The organism is Knoellia tibetensis (assembly GCF_048606415.1).
Classification (GTDB): Bacteria; Actinomycetota; Actinomycetes; order Actinomycetales; family Dermatophilaceae; genus Knoellia; species Knoellia tibetensis.
In genome coordinates, this window is sequence record NZ_JBMBWF010000001.1 from 2,101,543 (window position 1) to 2,116,575 (window position 15,033).

General features: G+C 72.5%; 16 protein-coding genes. 10 read left to right on the forward strand and 6 right to left on the reverse strand.

Annotated features, from left to right (window positions below; genetic code table 11):
- Nucleotides 1–147 precede the first annotated feature (147 nt).
- The 8 genes from ACOJV7_RS09730 (at nt 148) to ACOJV7_RS09765 (ending at nt 6,476) form a co-directional block, all read left to right on the forward strand.
- Nucleotides 148–501 carry a YciI family protein gene (locus ACOJV7_RS09730; protein ID WP_420189942.1) on the forward strand — a complete coding sequence of 118 codons (354 nt, stop codon included), beginning with the start codon at nt 148–150 and terminating at the stop codon, nt 499–501.
- Nucleotides 502–510: 9 nt separating this feature from the next.
- Nucleotides 511–873: a YciI family protein gene (locus tag ACOJV7_RS09735; RefSeq protein ID WP_420189943.1), complete on the forward strand. Its 363-nt coding sequence runs from the start codon at nt 511–513 to the stop codon at nt 871–873.
- A gap of 16 nt (nt 874–889) precedes the next feature.
- Nucleotides 890–1,258, forward strand: a complete 369-nt coding sequence (locus tag ACOJV7_RS09740; RefSeq protein WP_420189944.1) for a YciI family protein — start codon at nt 890–892, stop codon at nt 1,256–1,258.
- Nucleotides 1,255–2,484 carry an RNA polymerase sigma factor gene (locus tag ACOJV7_RS09745; RefSeq protein ID WP_420189945.1) on the forward strand — a complete coding sequence of 410 codons (1,230 nt, stop codon included), beginning with the start codon at nt 1,255–1,257 and terminating at the stop codon, nt 2,482–2,484. The genes ACOJV7_RS09740 and ACOJV7_RS09745 overlap by 4 nt, the downstream gene beginning before the upstream one ends.
- 100 nt (nt 2,485–2,584) lie before the next feature.
- Entirely contained in the window at nt 2,585–3,616 is a 1,032-nt protein-coding gene (gene fbaA / locus ACOJV7_RS09750; RefSeq protein WP_420189946.1) for a class II fructose-bisphosphate aldolase, read from the forward strand.
- Between the two features lie 11 nt (nt 3,617–3,627).
- Nucleotides 3,628–4,032, forward strand: a complete 405-nt coding sequence (locus ACOJV7_RS09755) for a DUF3151 domain-containing protein (protein WP_035945500.1) — start codon at nt 3,628–3,630, stop codon at nt 4,030–4,032.
- A gap of 242 nt (nt 4,033–4,274) precedes the next feature.
- A complete protein-coding gene (locus ACOJV7_RS09760) occupies nt 4,275–5,081 on the forward strand; it encodes a hypothetical protein (protein WP_420189947.1) in 807 nt (268 codons plus the stop codon).
- A gap of 96 nt (nt 5,082–5,177) precedes the next feature.
- Complete coding sequence (locus ACOJV7_RS09765; RefSeq protein ID WP_420189948.1) at nt 5,178–6,476, forward strand: adenylosuccinate synthase; 1,299 nt, start codon at nt 5,178–5,180, stop codon at nt 6,474–6,476.
- A 171-nt stretch (nt 6,477–6,647) separates the two neighbouring features.
- On the opposite strand, the gene ACOJV7_RS09770 is transcribed toward ACOJV7_RS09765, so the two are convergent.
- On the reverse strand, nt 6,648–8,867 hold the full coding sequence (locus tag ACOJV7_RS09770; protein ID WP_420189949.1) for a HelD family protein: 2,220 nt from the start codon (nt 8,865–8,867) through the stop codon (nt 6,648–6,650).
- Nucleotides 8,868–8,987: 120 nt separating this feature from the next.
- Nucleotides 8,988–9,977, reverse strand: a complete 990-nt coding sequence (locus ACOJV7_RS09775) for a helix-turn-helix transcriptional regulator (RefSeq protein WP_420189950.1) — start codon at nt 9,975–9,977, stop codon at nt 8,988–8,990.
- A gap of 367 nt (nt 9,978–10,344) precedes the next feature.
- Here ACOJV7_RS09775 and purD point away from each other — a divergent pair, with 367 nt between their 5' ends.
- Nucleotides 10,345–11,625, forward strand: a complete 1,281-nt coding sequence (purD, locus tag ACOJV7_RS09780; RefSeq protein ID WP_420189951.1) for a phosphoribosylamine--glycine ligase — start codon at nt 10,345–10,347, stop codon at nt 11,623–11,625.
- Here the strand turns inward: purD and ACOJV7_RS09785 are convergent.
- A complete protein-coding gene (locus tag ACOJV7_RS09785) occupies nt 11,612–12,547 on the reverse strand; it encodes an LLM class F420-dependent oxidoreductase (RefSeq protein WP_420189952.1) in 936 nt (311 codons plus the stop codon). The two genes, purD and ACOJV7_RS09785, sit on opposite strands and share 14 nt — an antisense overlap.
- A 45-nt stretch (nt 12,548–12,592) precedes the next feature.
- Between ACOJV7_RS09785 and ACOJV7_RS09790 the strand changes: the two genes are divergently transcribed.
- Nucleotides 12,593–13,039: a VOC family protein gene (locus tag ACOJV7_RS09790; RefSeq protein WP_420189953.1), complete on the forward strand. Its 447-nt coding sequence runs from the start codon at nt 12,593–12,595 to the stop codon at nt 13,037–13,039.
- Between the two features lie 42 nt (nt 13,040–13,081).
- Here the strand turns inward: ACOJV7_RS09790 and ACOJV7_RS09795 are convergent, their stop codons facing one another.
- The 3 genes from ACOJV7_RS09795 to ACOJV7_RS09805 are packed head-to-tail and all read right to left on the reverse strand — an operon-like array spanning nt 13,082 to nt 14,994.
- Complete coding sequence (locus ACOJV7_RS09795; protein WP_420189954.1) at nt 13,082–13,690, reverse strand: energy-coupling factor transporter transmembrane component T family protein; 609 nt, start codon at nt 13,688–13,690, stop codon at nt 13,082–13,084.
- On the reverse strand, nt 13,690–14,385 hold the full coding sequence (locus tag ACOJV7_RS09800) for an energy-coupling factor ABC transporter ATP-binding protein (RefSeq protein WP_420189955.1): 696 nt from the start codon (nt 14,383–14,385) through the stop codon (nt 13,690–13,692). The genes ACOJV7_RS09795 and ACOJV7_RS09800 overlap by 1 nt, the downstream gene beginning before the upstream one ends.
- Before the next feature lie 21 nt (nt 14,386–14,406).
- Nucleotides 14,407–14,994, reverse strand: coding sequence for a biotin transporter BioY (locus ACOJV7_RS09805; protein ID WP_420189956.1), 588 nt, complete (start codon nt 14,992–14,994; stop codon nt 14,407–14,409).
- Nucleotides 14,995–15,033: the final 39 nt, after the last annotated feature.

Consider the following 15,033-nt stretch of genomic DNA (forward strand, 5'->3'; position numbering starts at 1 on the left):
GGGACAGCGTGGCGGTTCGGTGCCGGGCCGCGCGTGAGTACGACGACCCAGCCCGACAGGACCCGGTTGTCGATCCGCGTGTGGTTCGCTCGTCACAGGGGTGGAGGTCGCACCCGCGGCCCCATCCGACCGACCAGAGGAGAACCGATGAGTCGCCACCTGCTGCTGCTGCCCGCACCCGAGGCGGAGTGGGCCCAGCTGCCGCCCGAGGAGCACGAGAAGGGGATGCGTTCGCACGAGCAGTTCCACGAGGACCTCGCGTCCGGTGGGCACACCCTGCTCGTCACGAGCCCGCTCACGCCCTCGGCCGAGGCGACGTCGATGCGACCCGACGGGTCCGGGGGAGCGCTCGTCACCGACGGACCGTTCACCGAGTCCGCGGAGCAGGTCGTCGGCTTCTATCTCGTCGAGACCGACGACGAGGCCGACCTCCGTCGCATCTGCACCGAGTTCGCCGCCCGCGGCGAGCTTCTCGAGCTCCGCACCCTGGTCGAGGACTGAGGAGGAGAGATGAAGGAGTACGTCGTGCTCATCGTCGGGGACGCCGACCGCTGGTGGACGTCCATGTCCGACGAGGAACGAGCCGCCGGGTATGCCGTCTACGGCCGTTTCGGAGAAGAGCTCGAGAAGCGTGGCCACACGGTCACCGGCGGTGCGGAGCTGCACCGCACGAGCACTGCACGGACGATCAGGGCGGGCGGGGGACCGGTGACCGAGGGCCCGTTCGCCGAGTCCGCCGAGAGCGTCGGCGGCTTCTACCAGGTCCGCACCGCGGACCTCGACGACCTCATGGAGTGCTGCCGCATGCTCGCCGAGCTCGGCGACGGCATCGAGGTCCGGCCTGTCGTCACCGACGAGGAGCGGGCGTCATGACCGAGGACGACCGGGAGTGAGGCGCTACCTCGTCCTCCTCGCCTACGAGCCCGGTGGCTGGGAGGCAGCCGGACCCGAGGAGCGGCAGGCCTACGTGGACGGCCACGACGCCTTCCACCGGTTCGTCGACGAGCACGGCCGCCGCATCTCCGGCGCCCCGCTCGCCGACGCCGACACCGCGACGACGGTCCGCCACCGGGGCGACCGCCGCGTCCTCACCGACGGGCCGTTCGCCGAGACGACCGAGATGGTCGGCGGCTACTACGACGTCGAGCTGCCCGACCTCGACGTCGCCATCGAGGCCGCCTCCCTCCTCCCGCGCGCGTATGCCGTGGAGATCCGTTCCGTCGTCGAGCTCGACGCGGGCGGGAACCAGGTCGGGTGACGCCGCTCGAGCGCGTCGTGCGCGAGGAGTGGGGCCGGCTCGTGGCCCTGCTCCTCGCGCAGTTCCGCCGGCTCGACCTCGTCGAGGACGCGCTGGCGGAGGCCGTCGCCACGGCACAGGAGAGCTGGACCGAGGAGTCGACACCGGCCAACCCGGCCGGCTGGCTCATGACCGCAGCGCGACGCCGCATCCTCGACCGGCTGCGCGCCGAGGCGATGGCGGCCCGCAAGGAACCGCTGCTCACGGTCGAGGCCGAACGCCGACCTCAGGAGGGAGTCATGGTGGACGACGGTTCCGTGGTCGACGACGACCTCCTGCGGCTGGTCCTCATGTGCGCCCACCCCGCGCTCTCGCCCGAGAGTGCGAGCGCCCTCTCGCTCCGCCTCGTCATGGGCATCTCGACAGCCGACATCGCCCGGCTCTTCCTCGTGCCCGAGGCGACGATGGCCGCCCGCATCACCCGGGCCAAGAAGAAGGTCGTCGCCGCCGGCATCCCCTTCGCCATCCCCGGGACCGACGCGATCGGCGAGCGGCTCGACGTCGTCGCGCACACGGCATACCTTGCGTTCACCGCCGGCTACGCGCCCGGGAGCGGGCCCGACCTCGTGCGCGCCGAGCTGGCCGGCGAGGCGATCCGGCTCGCCCGCGTGACCATGGGGCTGCGGCCGAGCGACACCCTCGCCTTCCTCGTCGTCCTCACGACCCTCCAGCACTCCCGGCGCGACGCGCGCGTCGGGCTGGACGGGTCGCTCGTCCTCCTCGCCGACCAGGACCGCGCTCTGTGGCACCACGACGAGATCGCCGGTGCGCTCGCGCTCCTCACGCGGCTCGAGGCCAGGCCCGGCCCGGCGTCGCCGCTCGCCCGCAGCTACCGGGTGCAGGCGCTCATCGCGGCCGAGCACGCGAGTGCCCCGACCGCCGCCGACACCCGCTGGGACCACATCGCCGACCTGTATGCCGTGCTCGAGCAGCTGTCCCCGTCACCGGCCGTGCGGGTCGCGCGAGCCGTCGCCGTCGCGGAGGCCAAGGGGCCGAGGGCCGGGCTCGCGCTGCTCGACGGGGTCGAGATGGCCGGGCACCGGCTGCCCGCGGTGCGTGGAGAGCTGCTCGCCCGGGCAGGTGACGCGGAGGCGGCTCGGGCGTCGCTGGCCGAGTCGATCGCGCTGTGCGACAACGAGATCGAACGGCGGCACATGGAGCAGCGGCGCGACGAGCTCGTGGGCTGAGTCCGGGGTTACCGGCCGGTCTCTGGGCACGGTGTTGCCACCACGACCCTGCGTGGAAAGATCGGAAGCGATCCGGCTTCGCCACTGACGAGGAGACCCCATGCCCATCGCAACTCCCGAGATCTACGCCGACATGCTCGACCGGGCCAAGAGCGGCTCGTTCGCCTACCCGGCCATCAACATCACCTCGAGCCAGACCGTCACGGCGGCGATCCGCGGCTTCGCCGAGGCGGGCAGCGACGGCATCATCCAGGTGTCCACCGGTGGTGGCGAGTACGCCTCGGGCTCGACGATCAAGGACATGGTCACCGGAGCCAAGGCGCTCGCGGCCTACGCCGAGGAGGTCGCGAAGAACTACCCCGTCAACATCGCGCTCCACACCGACCACTGCCCCAAGGACAAGCTCGACGGCTTCGTGCGCCCGCTCCTCGCGGCGAGCGCCGAGCGGGTGAAGGCCGGTGGCCTGCCCATCTTCCAGAGCCACATGTGGGACGGCTCGGGCGTGCCGCTCGACGAGAACCTCCAGATCGCCGAGGAGCTGCTCGCGGCGTGCAAGGCCGCCAACGTCATCCTCGAGATCGAGGTCGGTGTCGTCGGTGGCGAGGAGGATGGTGTCGCCAACGAGATCAACGACCAGCTCTACACCACGCCCGAGGACGCCATCGCGACCGTCAAGGCGCTCGGCGCCGGCGAGAAGGGCCGCTACCTCACGGCGCTCACCTTCGGCAACGTGCACGGCGTCTACAAGCCGGGCAACGTCAAGCTGCGCCCCGAGATCCTCAAGACGGCCCAGGAGGCCGCCGCCGGTGAGCTCGGTCAGGGCGCCGACGCGCGTCCGTTCGACCTCGTCTTCCACGGCGGGTCCGGCTCGACCGCCGAGGAGATCGCCGCGGCCGTCGACTTCGGCGTCGTCAAGATGAACGTCGACACCGACACCCAGTACGCCTTCACCCGTCCGGTCGCCGAGTGGATGCTGCGCAACTTCGACGGCGTCCTCAAGATCGACGGCGAGGTCGGCAACAAGAAGCAGTACGACCCCCGCGCGTGGGGCAAGGAGGCCGAGGCCGCGATGGCCCGCCGCGTCGTCGAGGCCTGCGAGAACCTCCGCTCCGCCGGCACCCACCAGGCCTGAGGGCGCACGTCATGAGCGACAACCTGCTCGGCATCCCCGAGACCCGCCTCCCCGTCGACCCGGCCGCCCGGCTCCTCGACGAGGGCGTCGCCGCGGACCAGGTGGCCGCGGCGAACCCGACATCGTCGCTCGCGTGGGCCACCCTCGCCGAGGACGCGCTCGCCGACGGCCGTACCGTCGAGGGCTACGCCTACGCCCGCACGGGCTACCACCGCGCCCTCGACGCGCTCCGACGCAACGGTTGGCGCGGTCAGGGTCCCGTGCCGTGGGAGCACGAGCCCAACCGCGGCTTCCTCCGCTCCCTCGCCGTGCTGTCGCGCGCGGCCGGGCTCATCGGGGAGACCGACGAGGAGCGGCGCTGCGCCGACTTCCTGCGCGACTCCTCGACGACGGGGGCGCGCGAGCTGGGGCTCTGAGGCCCGCCCGGCGCTCCCGCGCCGGGCCCGCCCACGACAGCAGAAGAGAGGGGCTCGGACCTGTGGTCCGAGCCCCTCTCCAGCCCCTGCCAGGGAGCGCCGCGCTGAAAGCGCGTTCACGTCCGCGTGTCCCCTGCCACGTCGGGCGTGCGCGCCCATCATGCGCCATGTCACGCGGAATCTGCGACACTTAGATGCCAATGGCAGCAACCTGCCAGTCGCCGAGCACGAGGAGGCCCCGCATGGCGCTGACCTCAGGAAACGTCACCTCGCCGGCGCGGCTCCTCGAGGAGTACTTCGACCGCGAGGACGCCAGGATCGAGGAACGACTGCGCGACCTCGGCCAGATCCGGGACCTCGTCGGGCGTCTCGCGCAGGGCAGCTCGACCACCGCGACGCCCGGTGTCGAGCCGATCAGCGAGGAGATGGCGCCGACCGTCGTCCAGCGACTCATCCACGAGTCGAGCGGCGTCCTGCGCAACCTCGTCATGGTGGTGGACGCCGGCCCGGCCCTCGACGACGTGACGATGCGCGACAACCAGCAGTGGGTCGCCGCGGGCAACGTCCAGCGCACGATCTATCCCGCCCACGCGCTCGACACCCCGCAGGGGCTGCAGTGGCTCCGGTCGTGGTCGACGGTCGGCGAGGAGCAGCGGCTCCTGCCCGAGGTGGGCTCCGAGTATGCCGTCTTCGGCGACGTCGGCGCGGTCGGCCTCCGTCGGTGGGGCGACGTCTCCTCCGGCTACGTCCTCATCCGCGACCCCCTGCTCATCTCGACCCTCGCGGCCTACTTCGACCTCGCCTGGGAGCACTCCCACCCCGTCCCGTATGCCGCGGGGGCGGCCGGCGACGCGCGTCTCGTCGAGCTCCTGGGAATGGGGCTCAAGGACGAGGCCATCGCCCGCTTCCTCGGGGTCGGCCTGCGGACGGTGCGCCGCCGGATCGCCGCCCTCATGTCGATCCACGGGGTCGACACCCGCTTCCAGCTCGGTGCCGCGCTCGCGGCCTCGCGCCCGGCGGCATCGATGGCCGGACGGCATACCCGATAGGCTGGGTTCCACTTCGGGCCCGTCGCGAACGCCACGCGCCGGGCCTCGCGCATGTCACGCAGACGCGGCACCGCCGCGCAGGAGAGGACTCACCAGATGCCGGCAATCGTGCTCGTCGGAGCCCAGTGGGGCGACGAAGGCAAGGGCAAGGCCACCGACCTCATGGGCGAGGACGTCGACTACGTCGTCAAGTTCAACGGAGGCAACAACGCCGGCCACACGGTCGTCATCGAGAAGGACGGCGTGGTCGAGAAGTACGCCCTGCACCTCCTGCCCTCCGGCATCCTCACGCCGACCGTCACGCCGATCATCGGCAACGGCGTCGTCGTCGACCTCGAGGTGCTCTTCCAGGAGCTCGACGGGCTCGAGGAGCGCGGCGTCGACACGAGCAAGCTCCTCATCAGCGCCAACGCGCACGTCATCGCGCCCTACAACCGCACCCTCGACAAGGTCACCGAGCGCTTCCTCGGCAAGCGCAAGATCGGCACGACCGGTCGCGGCATCGGCCCGACCTACGCCGACAAGATGAACCGCGTCGGCATCCGCATCCAGGACCTCTTCGACGAGGGCATCCTGCGGCAGAAGGTCGACGCCGCGCTCGAGCTCAAGAACCAGGTGCTCGTCAAGATCTACAACACCCGTGCCGCCGAGGCAGACCGCGTCGTCGAGGAGCTCCTCTCGTATGCCGACCGGTTGCGTCCCATGGTCGCCGACACCGCGCTCGTGCTCGAGCAGGCGCTCAACGAGGGCAAGAACGTCCTCCTCGAGGCCGGCCAGGCGACGCTGCTCGACGTCGACCACGGCACCTACCCGTTCGTGACGTCCTCGTCGGCGACCGCCGGTGGCGCGTGCACCGGCTCGGGCATCCCGCCGACCCGGGTGTCGCGGGTCATCGCGATCCTCAAGGCCTACACGACCCGTGTGGGCGAGGGCCCGTTCCCCACCGAGCTCGACGACGACAACGGCGAGTTCCTGCGCAAGACCGGCGCCGAGTACGGCACGACCACCGGCCGCCCCCGCCGCTGCGGCTGGCTCGACGTCGTCATCGGCCGCTACGCCACGCGCATCAACGGCGTCACCGACTTCGTCATCACCAAGCTCGACGTCCTCACCGGGCTCGAGAAGGTCCCGGTCTGCGTCGCCTACGACGTCGACGGCGTGCGCCACGACGAGATGCCGGTCGGGCAGACCGACTTCCACCACGCGACGCCGATCTACGAGGAGCTCGACGGCTGGTGGGAGGACATCTCCGGCTGCCGCACCTTCGAGGAGCTGCCCGCCAACGCGCAGGCCTACGTGCTGCGCGTCGAGGAGCTCATCGGGGCCCGCGTCTCGGCGATCGGTGTCGGCCCCGGCCGCCACGAGATCATCGAGCGCCACGCCCTCCTCGACTGACCCTCAGCCAGCCGCCCCTTCCGTCCCACCATGCCCACGCAGAGCGTGGGACCCGCCGCCTGAAGTGGGTTCCTCGTACATCAGGTGGGAAAGGTTCTGCTCAGAAGTGCGACCTTCCCACCCCCAGTCCGTTTCGGCGCGGCCCGGCGGCCGACCTGCGGGCCGACCGGGTCAGACGGCGGCGGCCGGGCGCAGCACCGTCATCCGGTGCGCGGCCCGGGTGAGGACGACGTAGAGCACGCGCACCCCGCCCGGTGACTCCTCGACGATGGCGTCGGGGTCGAGCACGACGGTCGCGTCCCACTCGAGGCCCTTGGTCGACAGCGGGTCGATGACCTGCACCCGGCCGTCGCCGACCCCGTCGACGTGGGCGACCCGGTCGGCCCAGCGCGCGGGCACGATGACGGCGATGGAGCCCTCGACCTCGCCGAGGAGGTCGTCGACCGCGCGCTCCACGGCCTGCACCGGTGACCCGTCGACGACGTCCAGCGGATCGATCCCGGTCTCGCGCACCGCTGCCGGGATGTCGGCGTCGGGCACGAGCGGCAGGATGACGTCGCGGGCGTAGTCGAAGATCTCGCGCGCGTTGCGGTAGTTGGTGTCCATGTGGAACCCGCGCACCTCGTGGGTGCCGTAGGCCTCGACCCGCGCGGTCCGGGCCTCCTCGAGGTCGCCCCACGACGCCTGCGCGGCATCGCCGACGACGGTCCACGAGGCGGTGCGGCCCCGCCGGGCGAGCGTGCGCCACTGCATCGGCGACAGGTCCTGCGCCTCGTCGACGAGCACGTGCGCCGAGCCCGACGGCCGGTCGATCCGTCCGTGGAGCAGCCGCCCGCGGGCGTCCGCCGGCGTGACGACGCTGCGGGCGGAGGTTTCGCCGACGCGGCGGTCGACCCCGGCGCGCACGTCGAGCACGCCGTAGGACGAGAGGTCGTCGAACTCCTCGATGTCATAGAAGCCGCGCTCCTCGGCCTCCGGCTCCTGCACCTGCCCGAGCCGGGCCGAGAGGTCGTCGATGAGCGCCACGTCGGCGACCGACCACGTGCCCAGCTCGAGCGCCTCACGCATCGAGTGGGCGAGCGCGGCCGCCTCCTCCTGGTCGAGGACCCCGCGGGCGAGGGTGTAGGCGTGGTCGGTGTCGGCGAGGGTGAGGAGCACCTCGCGCGGGTCGAGCTGGCGCCACCACGAGGCGACGAACTCGTCGATGTCGCGCGAGGAGTCGAAGGCGTCGAAGAACTCGTCGCGGTCGCCCTGACGCACCGAGCGCCAGGCCTCCTGCGCGAGCTCCTCGCGGGCTGCCTTGGTCGCGAGGTTGTGCTGGCCGGAGCGGAGCACCTGGCGCCGGATGCGGTGCAGGACAGGCTCGTCGAGCCGCACGGCGTGACCGTTGACGAAGACGCGCAGCTGCGACGGTGCACCCTGCGGAGGCCGTGAGGCCGCGCGCGACAACACCCGACGGATCCGCAGTGAGCCCTTGACCGCCGCGACCTCGGGGGCGTCCAGACGGGTGGCCGTCACCCCGTCGACGAGGTCGCCGAGTGCGCGCAGCGCCACGCTGTCCTCACCGAGCGATGGGAGCACCCGTTCGATGTATGCCGTGTAGGCCGCCGACGGGCCGACGACGAGGATGCCGCCGGACTCGAAGCGGCGGCGCTCCGAGTAGAGGAGGTAGGCCGCGCGGTGGAGTGCGACGACCGTCTTGCCGGTGCCGGGTCCGCCGGTGATCTCGGTGACGCCGCGTGAGGGGGCGCGGATCGCCTCGTCCTGGTGACGCTGGATCGTCGCGACGATGTCGCGCATCTGCCGGCCACGGCTGCGGGTGAGCGCTGCGATGAGCGCGCCGTCACCGACGACGACGATGTCCTCGGGCGCCTCGGGGACCATGAGGTCGTCCTCGACCCCGACGACGGTCGCGCCCTTGCAGCGCAGGACGCGCCGGCGCAGCACCCCCATCGGGTCGACCGGGGTCGCGCGGTAGAAGGCGGACGCGGCCGGTGCCCGCCAGTCGATGACGAGCGGCTCGTAGTCGTCGTCACGCACGCCGAGGCGTCCGATGTGCCGGACGTCGCGCTCGGACGCAGGAGTGTCGACCGAGCCGAGGTCGAGCCGCCCGAAGACGAGCCCTTCGTACTGCTTCTCGATCGCGGAACGGCGCTTCGCGGCGGCATACACGAGGGCGTCGCGCTCGAAGAGCCCGGTGAGCTCCTCGTCGCGGACGTCTCCGGTGCGGCTCGTGCGGCCGCGGGCGAGGCCGTCGGCCTCGACGTCGGCGGCGCGGGCGCCGGCCTTCTCGAGCTCGGCGTAGACGCGGTCGACGTGGGCCTGCTCGAACGCGATCTCGCGGGCGACGTCCGCCGAGGTGTCAGGCGCACCGGGGCGCGTGCTCGTCACTGTCGAGGCCCTCCCTGAAGAGTGACGTGGGTGTGGGTGCGGGGAACGCACGGAAGGAACGAGTCTACGCGCGCGAGAACCCTCGCACGGACGCCTCACGCACAACCGGCCCGGCTCGTCTCAGATGAGCCCGCGACGCCCCGCGATCGCGCCCGCCTGGAAGCGGGTCGTCGCACCGAGCTCGACCATGATGGCCCGGACCCGGCGCTCGACGGTCCGCTGCGAGATGTCGAGCTGGCGCGCCATCGTGAGGTCGCTCGCCCCGGCCGCGAGCAGGGCCATGATCTGGCCGTCGCGCTCGGTGAGCCGCGCGACCGAGACCGAGCGGGGCGTGCGGGGGAGCGGCGTCGCGAGGGCGAAGAGGCCGAGGCACATGTCCATGAGCGCGCTCGCGAGCTCGCGCTGCTGGACCTGGAGCGAGCCGCCGCCGGAGTCGAGGTGCGAGATGTCCACGAGCGCGGAGGTGCGGTCGACGGCGAGCACCGAGAAGGCGAGGTGGGGGGTCAGGCGCACGTCGATGCCGTCGGCGCGCATCGCCTCGAGGGCGGCGAACGCCCCTCTCACCTCGAGGATCGACTGCTCGAAGACGACCTGCCGCTGCAGGCCGGGGCTCGCGCTGCTGCGGTGGGCGATGGCGATCGACTCGGGGTGCGAGATGACGAGCTCGTCCATCCGCCGGCTACGGGCGAAGAGGCGCACGCACCGGTTCTCCGCTCGCCGGGCCAGCCGGAAGTAGGCCGCCTCCACCTCCTCGACCGTGTCGAGGATCGAGACGTCACGGTTGGACGTGGTGCCCCCGGCTCCCGCGCGGGCCTCGTTGTACATGTGGGTGAGACCCTCGACCGCCGACCGCGTCGTGCGGGCCTGCCGCTCGAGGTCCGCGGCCCACGCGGGGAGCGTCGTGTCCGGCGGGAAGACCTCGATGAGGTCGGCACGCGAGGCGTTGACCATCCCGCGCGCCTCGAGGTTGGCCAGCGCCGCCGCGATCTCGCTCTCGGTGAGCCCCTCGCGCAGCAGCGCACTGCGCCGGGGGGACGGATGGCGCAGCAGGAGGAGGTAGACGCGGGTGGTCAGCTCGTCGATGGCGAGGCGGACGGCGGGGTCGCTCACCGGCCCAGACTATGGCGGGATCACGACATTGTCAGGAATCCGCCGCGGTTTGGTTTGAATGAAGGGTGAACGACGTGTCATGGTGTGACACGTCGACCTCGTCGACGTTCGTGCAGAGCGCCGGTTCCCCCCAACCGTGAGCGCCGCACGAACGGGCGCGGCGCACCCGGGGGTACCCCCCTGCTCCCCGGGCGCGCCGCGCCCACATCTTCGTCCGGGCCCGTTCGTGGTCGGGCAGGCCCGGCGTATGCCGTCCGCGCGCCGCCGCTCCCGGCCGCCGGGCCGCCACTCCCGGCCGCCGGACCGCCGCTCCCGGCCGCCGGACCGCCGCTCCCGGCCGCCGGACCCAGCCCTAGGCTTGCCGTCCATGAAGGTCCTCGTCCTCGGCTCAGGTGCCCGCGAGCACGCCATCGTCCGCAGCCTCGTCGCCGACCACGCCGTCGACGCCGTCGTCGTCGCCCCGGGCAACCCGGGCATCGACGCGATCGCTCTGTGCGAGCCCCTTGCCGACGTCACCGACGCGGCCGCCGTGCTCGCTCTGGCCCAGCGCCACGCGCCGGACCTCGTCGTCATCGGTCCCGAGGCGCCGCTCGTCGCAGGGGTCGCGGACGTGCTGCGAGACAGCGGGTTCGACGTCTTCGGCCCCTCCGCCGAGGCTGCCCGGCTCGAGGGCAGCAAGGCCTTCGCCAAGGAGGTCATGTCGGCTGCCGAGGTCCCGACCGGACTCGCGCACCTCTGCACGACCGTCGACGAGGTCGCCGAGTCGATCGACGCCTTCGGCCCGCCCTACGTCATCAAGGACGACGGCCTCGCGGCGGGCAAGGGCGTCGTCGTCACCGACGACCGCGACGAGGCGCTCGCCCACGCCGAGGCCTGCCTGGCCAAGCCTGACGGCCGGGTCGTCGTCGAGGAGTTCCTCGACGGGCCCGAGGTGTCGCTCTTCGTCATCTGCGACGGCGCCCGGGTCGTGCCGCTCAGCCCGGCGCAGGACTTCAAGCGGGTCGGCGACGACGACGCGGGCCCGAACACCGGCGGTATGGGCGCCTACAGCCCCTTGCCGTGGGCGCCCGAGGGCCTCACCGACGAGCTCGTCGCCCGCGTCGCCCAGCCGACGGTCGACGAGATGCGGCGGCGTGGCACGCCCTTCGCGGGGGTGCTCTTCATCGGGCTCGCGATGACGAGCCGCGGGCCCCGCGTCATCGAGTTCAACGCCCGCTTCGGCGACCCCGAGACCCAGGTCGTCCTCGCCCGCCTCCTCACCCCGCTCGGCGGGTTGCTCAAGGCCGCCGCGACCCAGCGGCTCGACGAGTACGACGCGCTGCGGTGGTCCGACGAGGCCGCGGTCACGGTCGTCGTCGCCTCGCACAACTACCCGGGCACCCCGCGCACCGGCGACCCGGTCACCGGGCTCGGCGACGTCGAGGGCGTGCCCACGGCATACGTGCTCCACGCCGGGACGGCGCTCGACGAGGAGGGGGCGCTCGTCTCCGCGGGTGGCCGGGTCCTGTCCGTCGTCGCGACGGGGGCCGACCTCGCACAGGCGCGGGAACGGGCCTACGCCGCCGTCGACCTCGTCGGGCTCGAGGACGGCCACCACCGCAGCGACATCGCGCTCAAGGCCTCGCGCGGCGAGGTCAGGGTCGGCTGAGCTGCGGCAGGACCTTGCCGGCGAACTCCTCGATGTGGTCGAGGTCGGCGAGGTCGAGCACCTGGAGGTAGACCCGGCTCGCGCCCGCCTCGGAGTAGCGGCCCAGCTTGTCGACGACCTCGTCGGTCGAGCCGGCGAACCCGTTGCTCCGGAGCTCGCCCACCTCGCGCGAGATCGCGGCGGCCCGTCGGGTCAGCGTCGCCTCGTCGTCGCCGAGGCAGAGCACGCCCACCGCCGACAGGGTGAGGTCGTCCGGATTCCGCCGCCGGTCCTCGCAGGCCGCCCGCACCCGCTCGAAAAGGACCCGTGACTCCTCGGGCGACTGGAACGCCGCGTTGAACTCCGATGCGTAGCGCGCGGCTAGCGCCGGGGTGCGCCGCTTGCCGGAGCCGCCGACGATGATCGGGACGCCACCCTCCTGCACCGGCTTGGCGAGCGCGGGAGCGTCCACCATCGGGTAGTGCGACCCGTCGTGCGTCCAGGTCCGACCGACCGGCGTCGACCACAGGCCGGTGATGACGGCGAGCTGCTCCTCGAGCCGGTCGAAACGTTCGCGGACGTCCGGGAAGTCGATCCCGTATGCCGTGTGCTCACCCTTGAACCACCCCGCACCGATGCCGAGCTCGACGCGCCCACCGGACATCTGGTCGACGCCGGCGACGGCGACGGCGAGCGGGCCGGGCAGTCGGAAGGTCGCTGCCGTCACGAGCGTCCCGAGCCGGATCCGGGTCGTGTCACGGGCGAGGCCGGCGAGCGTGACCCACGCGTCGGTCGGCCCGGCGCCCCCGTCCCCGGACATGTGCAGGTAGTGGTCGGACCGGAAGAACGCGTCGAAACCGGCGTCCTCGGCGGTGCGGGCGACCGCGAGGAGGTCGTCGTAGGTGGCTCCCTGCTGCGGCTCGGTGAAGATCCGGACGTCCATGCCCCAACCCTACGGAGCGTCGGTGCTCGCCTCTAGGTTGACGGCATGGAGACGGTTCCCGAGCTCGGCATCACGTTCGACTGCGCCGACGCGCAGGTCGTCGCGGCGTTCTGGTGCCGCGCGCTCGGCTGGGTCGAGGCACCGCCACCGGAGGGCTGGGCCGACTGGCCGAGCTTCCTCACCGACCACGACGTCCCCGAGGACGAGTGGGGCGACGGTGCGACGATCCGCCCCGCCTCGGGGGGCGGCCCGTCGATCAGCTTCCTCAAGGTGCCGGAGGGCAAGACGGTCAAGAACCGCGTCCACCTCGACGTCAAGGTGAGTGGAGGCCGGCACGTCGACCAGGACGTGCGCGAGCGCAGGATCCGCGAGAAGGAGGAGGACCTCGTCGCCCACGGCGCACGGACGTTGCGGGAGGACCACCGCGACGACGGCCGGCTCGACCACGTCGTGATGCAGGACCCCGAGGGCAACGAGTTCTGCGTGGTCTGAGGTGCGTGTCGTCTGAACGTGTGGCCCGAGCCGCGCGTCGTCTCAGTCGTCGACACCACGGGCGCTCAGCGCCTCGCCGAGCCGGTCGGCGTGCCGCAGCGAACGCACGATGAGCGGCACCGCGAAGGCCCGTGGGCTCGACCGAAGCCCTCTCGCGTGCTGTGCCTCGCGCACCTCCTGCGCGAGCCCGAGGACGACGTGGACCGACCGGATGCCGAGGGCGAGCACGAGCCCGACCCGCTCCGGGTCGACGCCGAACCTCCGGAGCCACCCGCACACTCGCACGACGGCGTCGACCATCGCCGTCGTGCGCGTCGTGAGCGTGACGAGCCCGGCGAGGAGGACGAGCGTGACGAACGACCCGACGACGCCGACCCCCGTGCGCCAGGACGCGAAGACCCACTGGAAGGCGAGCAGCGGCACGGCGACCCAGGCGAGAGCGAGCACCTGCCGGCCGAGCGCGCGCAACGGGAGGCGAGCCACGGCATACAGGATCAGGACCGCACCGAGCGCGACGGCGACCTGGCCCGGCGCGCGCCAGACGGCGAGGGCCACGCCGGCGCCGAGGAGGGCGAGAAGCTTCCACCCGGCACCGAGCCGGTGGACCGGTGAGCCGCCGGGGAGATAGAGCGGGACCGCGGTGACGGGCATCAGCGGGCGACGAGCGAGCGGTAGGCCGCCACGGCCGCGGCGGGCGGGCCGTCGTGGACGACGCGGCCGTCGTCGAAGACGAGCACGCGGTCGAAGCCGTCGAGCAGGCCGAGGTGGTGGGTGACGAGGACGACCTGCTGCGAGAGCCCGTCGACGAGGCGCCGGACCATCTCTGCGTTGCGCAGGTCGAGCAGGGTCGTCGGCTCGTCGAGGACGAGCAGGTCGGGCTCGGTGACGAGGACACTGGCGAGCGCGAGGAGCTGCTTCTGGCCGCCCGAGAGCAGGTGGGCCGGGTGGTCGGCGTGGCCTTCGAGCCCGTATGCCGTGAGCGCACCCTGGGTGCGTGCGCGGACCTCGTCCTTGGTGAGGCCGCGGCGGCGCAGCCCGAAGGCGATGTCCTCGGCGACCGTCGGCATGACGATCTGCGCGTCGGGGTCGGTGAAGCAGAAGCCGACCCGTCGGCGGACCTCGCGGCCGTCGCGGACGGTGTCGCGGCCGTCGACGGTCACCGTGCCCGCGTCGGGGTGGACGAGGCCGTTGAGGAGCCGGACGAAGGTCGACTTGCCCGAGCCGTTGGCGCCGATGACCCCGATGCGGTGCTCGGTGAGGGTGACGTCGACGTCACGCAGGACCGGTCGCCGCGTCGCGCCGTCGCCGAAGGAGTGGCTGACGGACGCGACGCGGATCTCGGGCACGGCGGGTGGGTCGGGCGAGCGTCAGGCGGAGACGCGGTCCGGGGTGGCGGGCTGCTCGCGGCGCGCGGGGATGAGGCCGGGGTAGGCCGCGTGGACGCCCGCGGCGACGACGGCGGTGAGGACGGCCTTGACGACGTCACCCGGCATGAAGACGGCGGCGAGCGTCGTGGCCTTGACGAGTGAGACGCCGAGGACGATCGCCATGCCGATGATGCCGACGACGTTGAGGGCGAGGACGCCGCCGAGGATGTTGGCCATGACGCCGAGGTGGAGGCGGTAGGGGCGCCCGATGCGCTCGGTGAGCAGGCCGACGAGGTAGGCGGCGACGGGGAAGCCGACGAGGTAGCCGACGCTCGGTCCGGCGAAGACGCCGAGGCCACCGCGACCGCCGGAGAGCAGCGGCAGGCCGATGGCGACGAGGACGAGGAAGAGCAGCACCGAGAGGGCGCCGCGCTTCGACCCCAGGATGGCGCCGGCGAGCATGATGCCCATCGACTGCGCGGTGATCGGGACGGCGCCACCGAAGGGCGAGACGGCCGGGACGAGGCCGAGCGCGGCGATGACGCCGGCGAAGATGGCCACGAGGGACAGGTCACGGGACGAGAGCATGGGTCGTACTGTGCCAGCCCGTGAGCGGTTTGCGGCAGG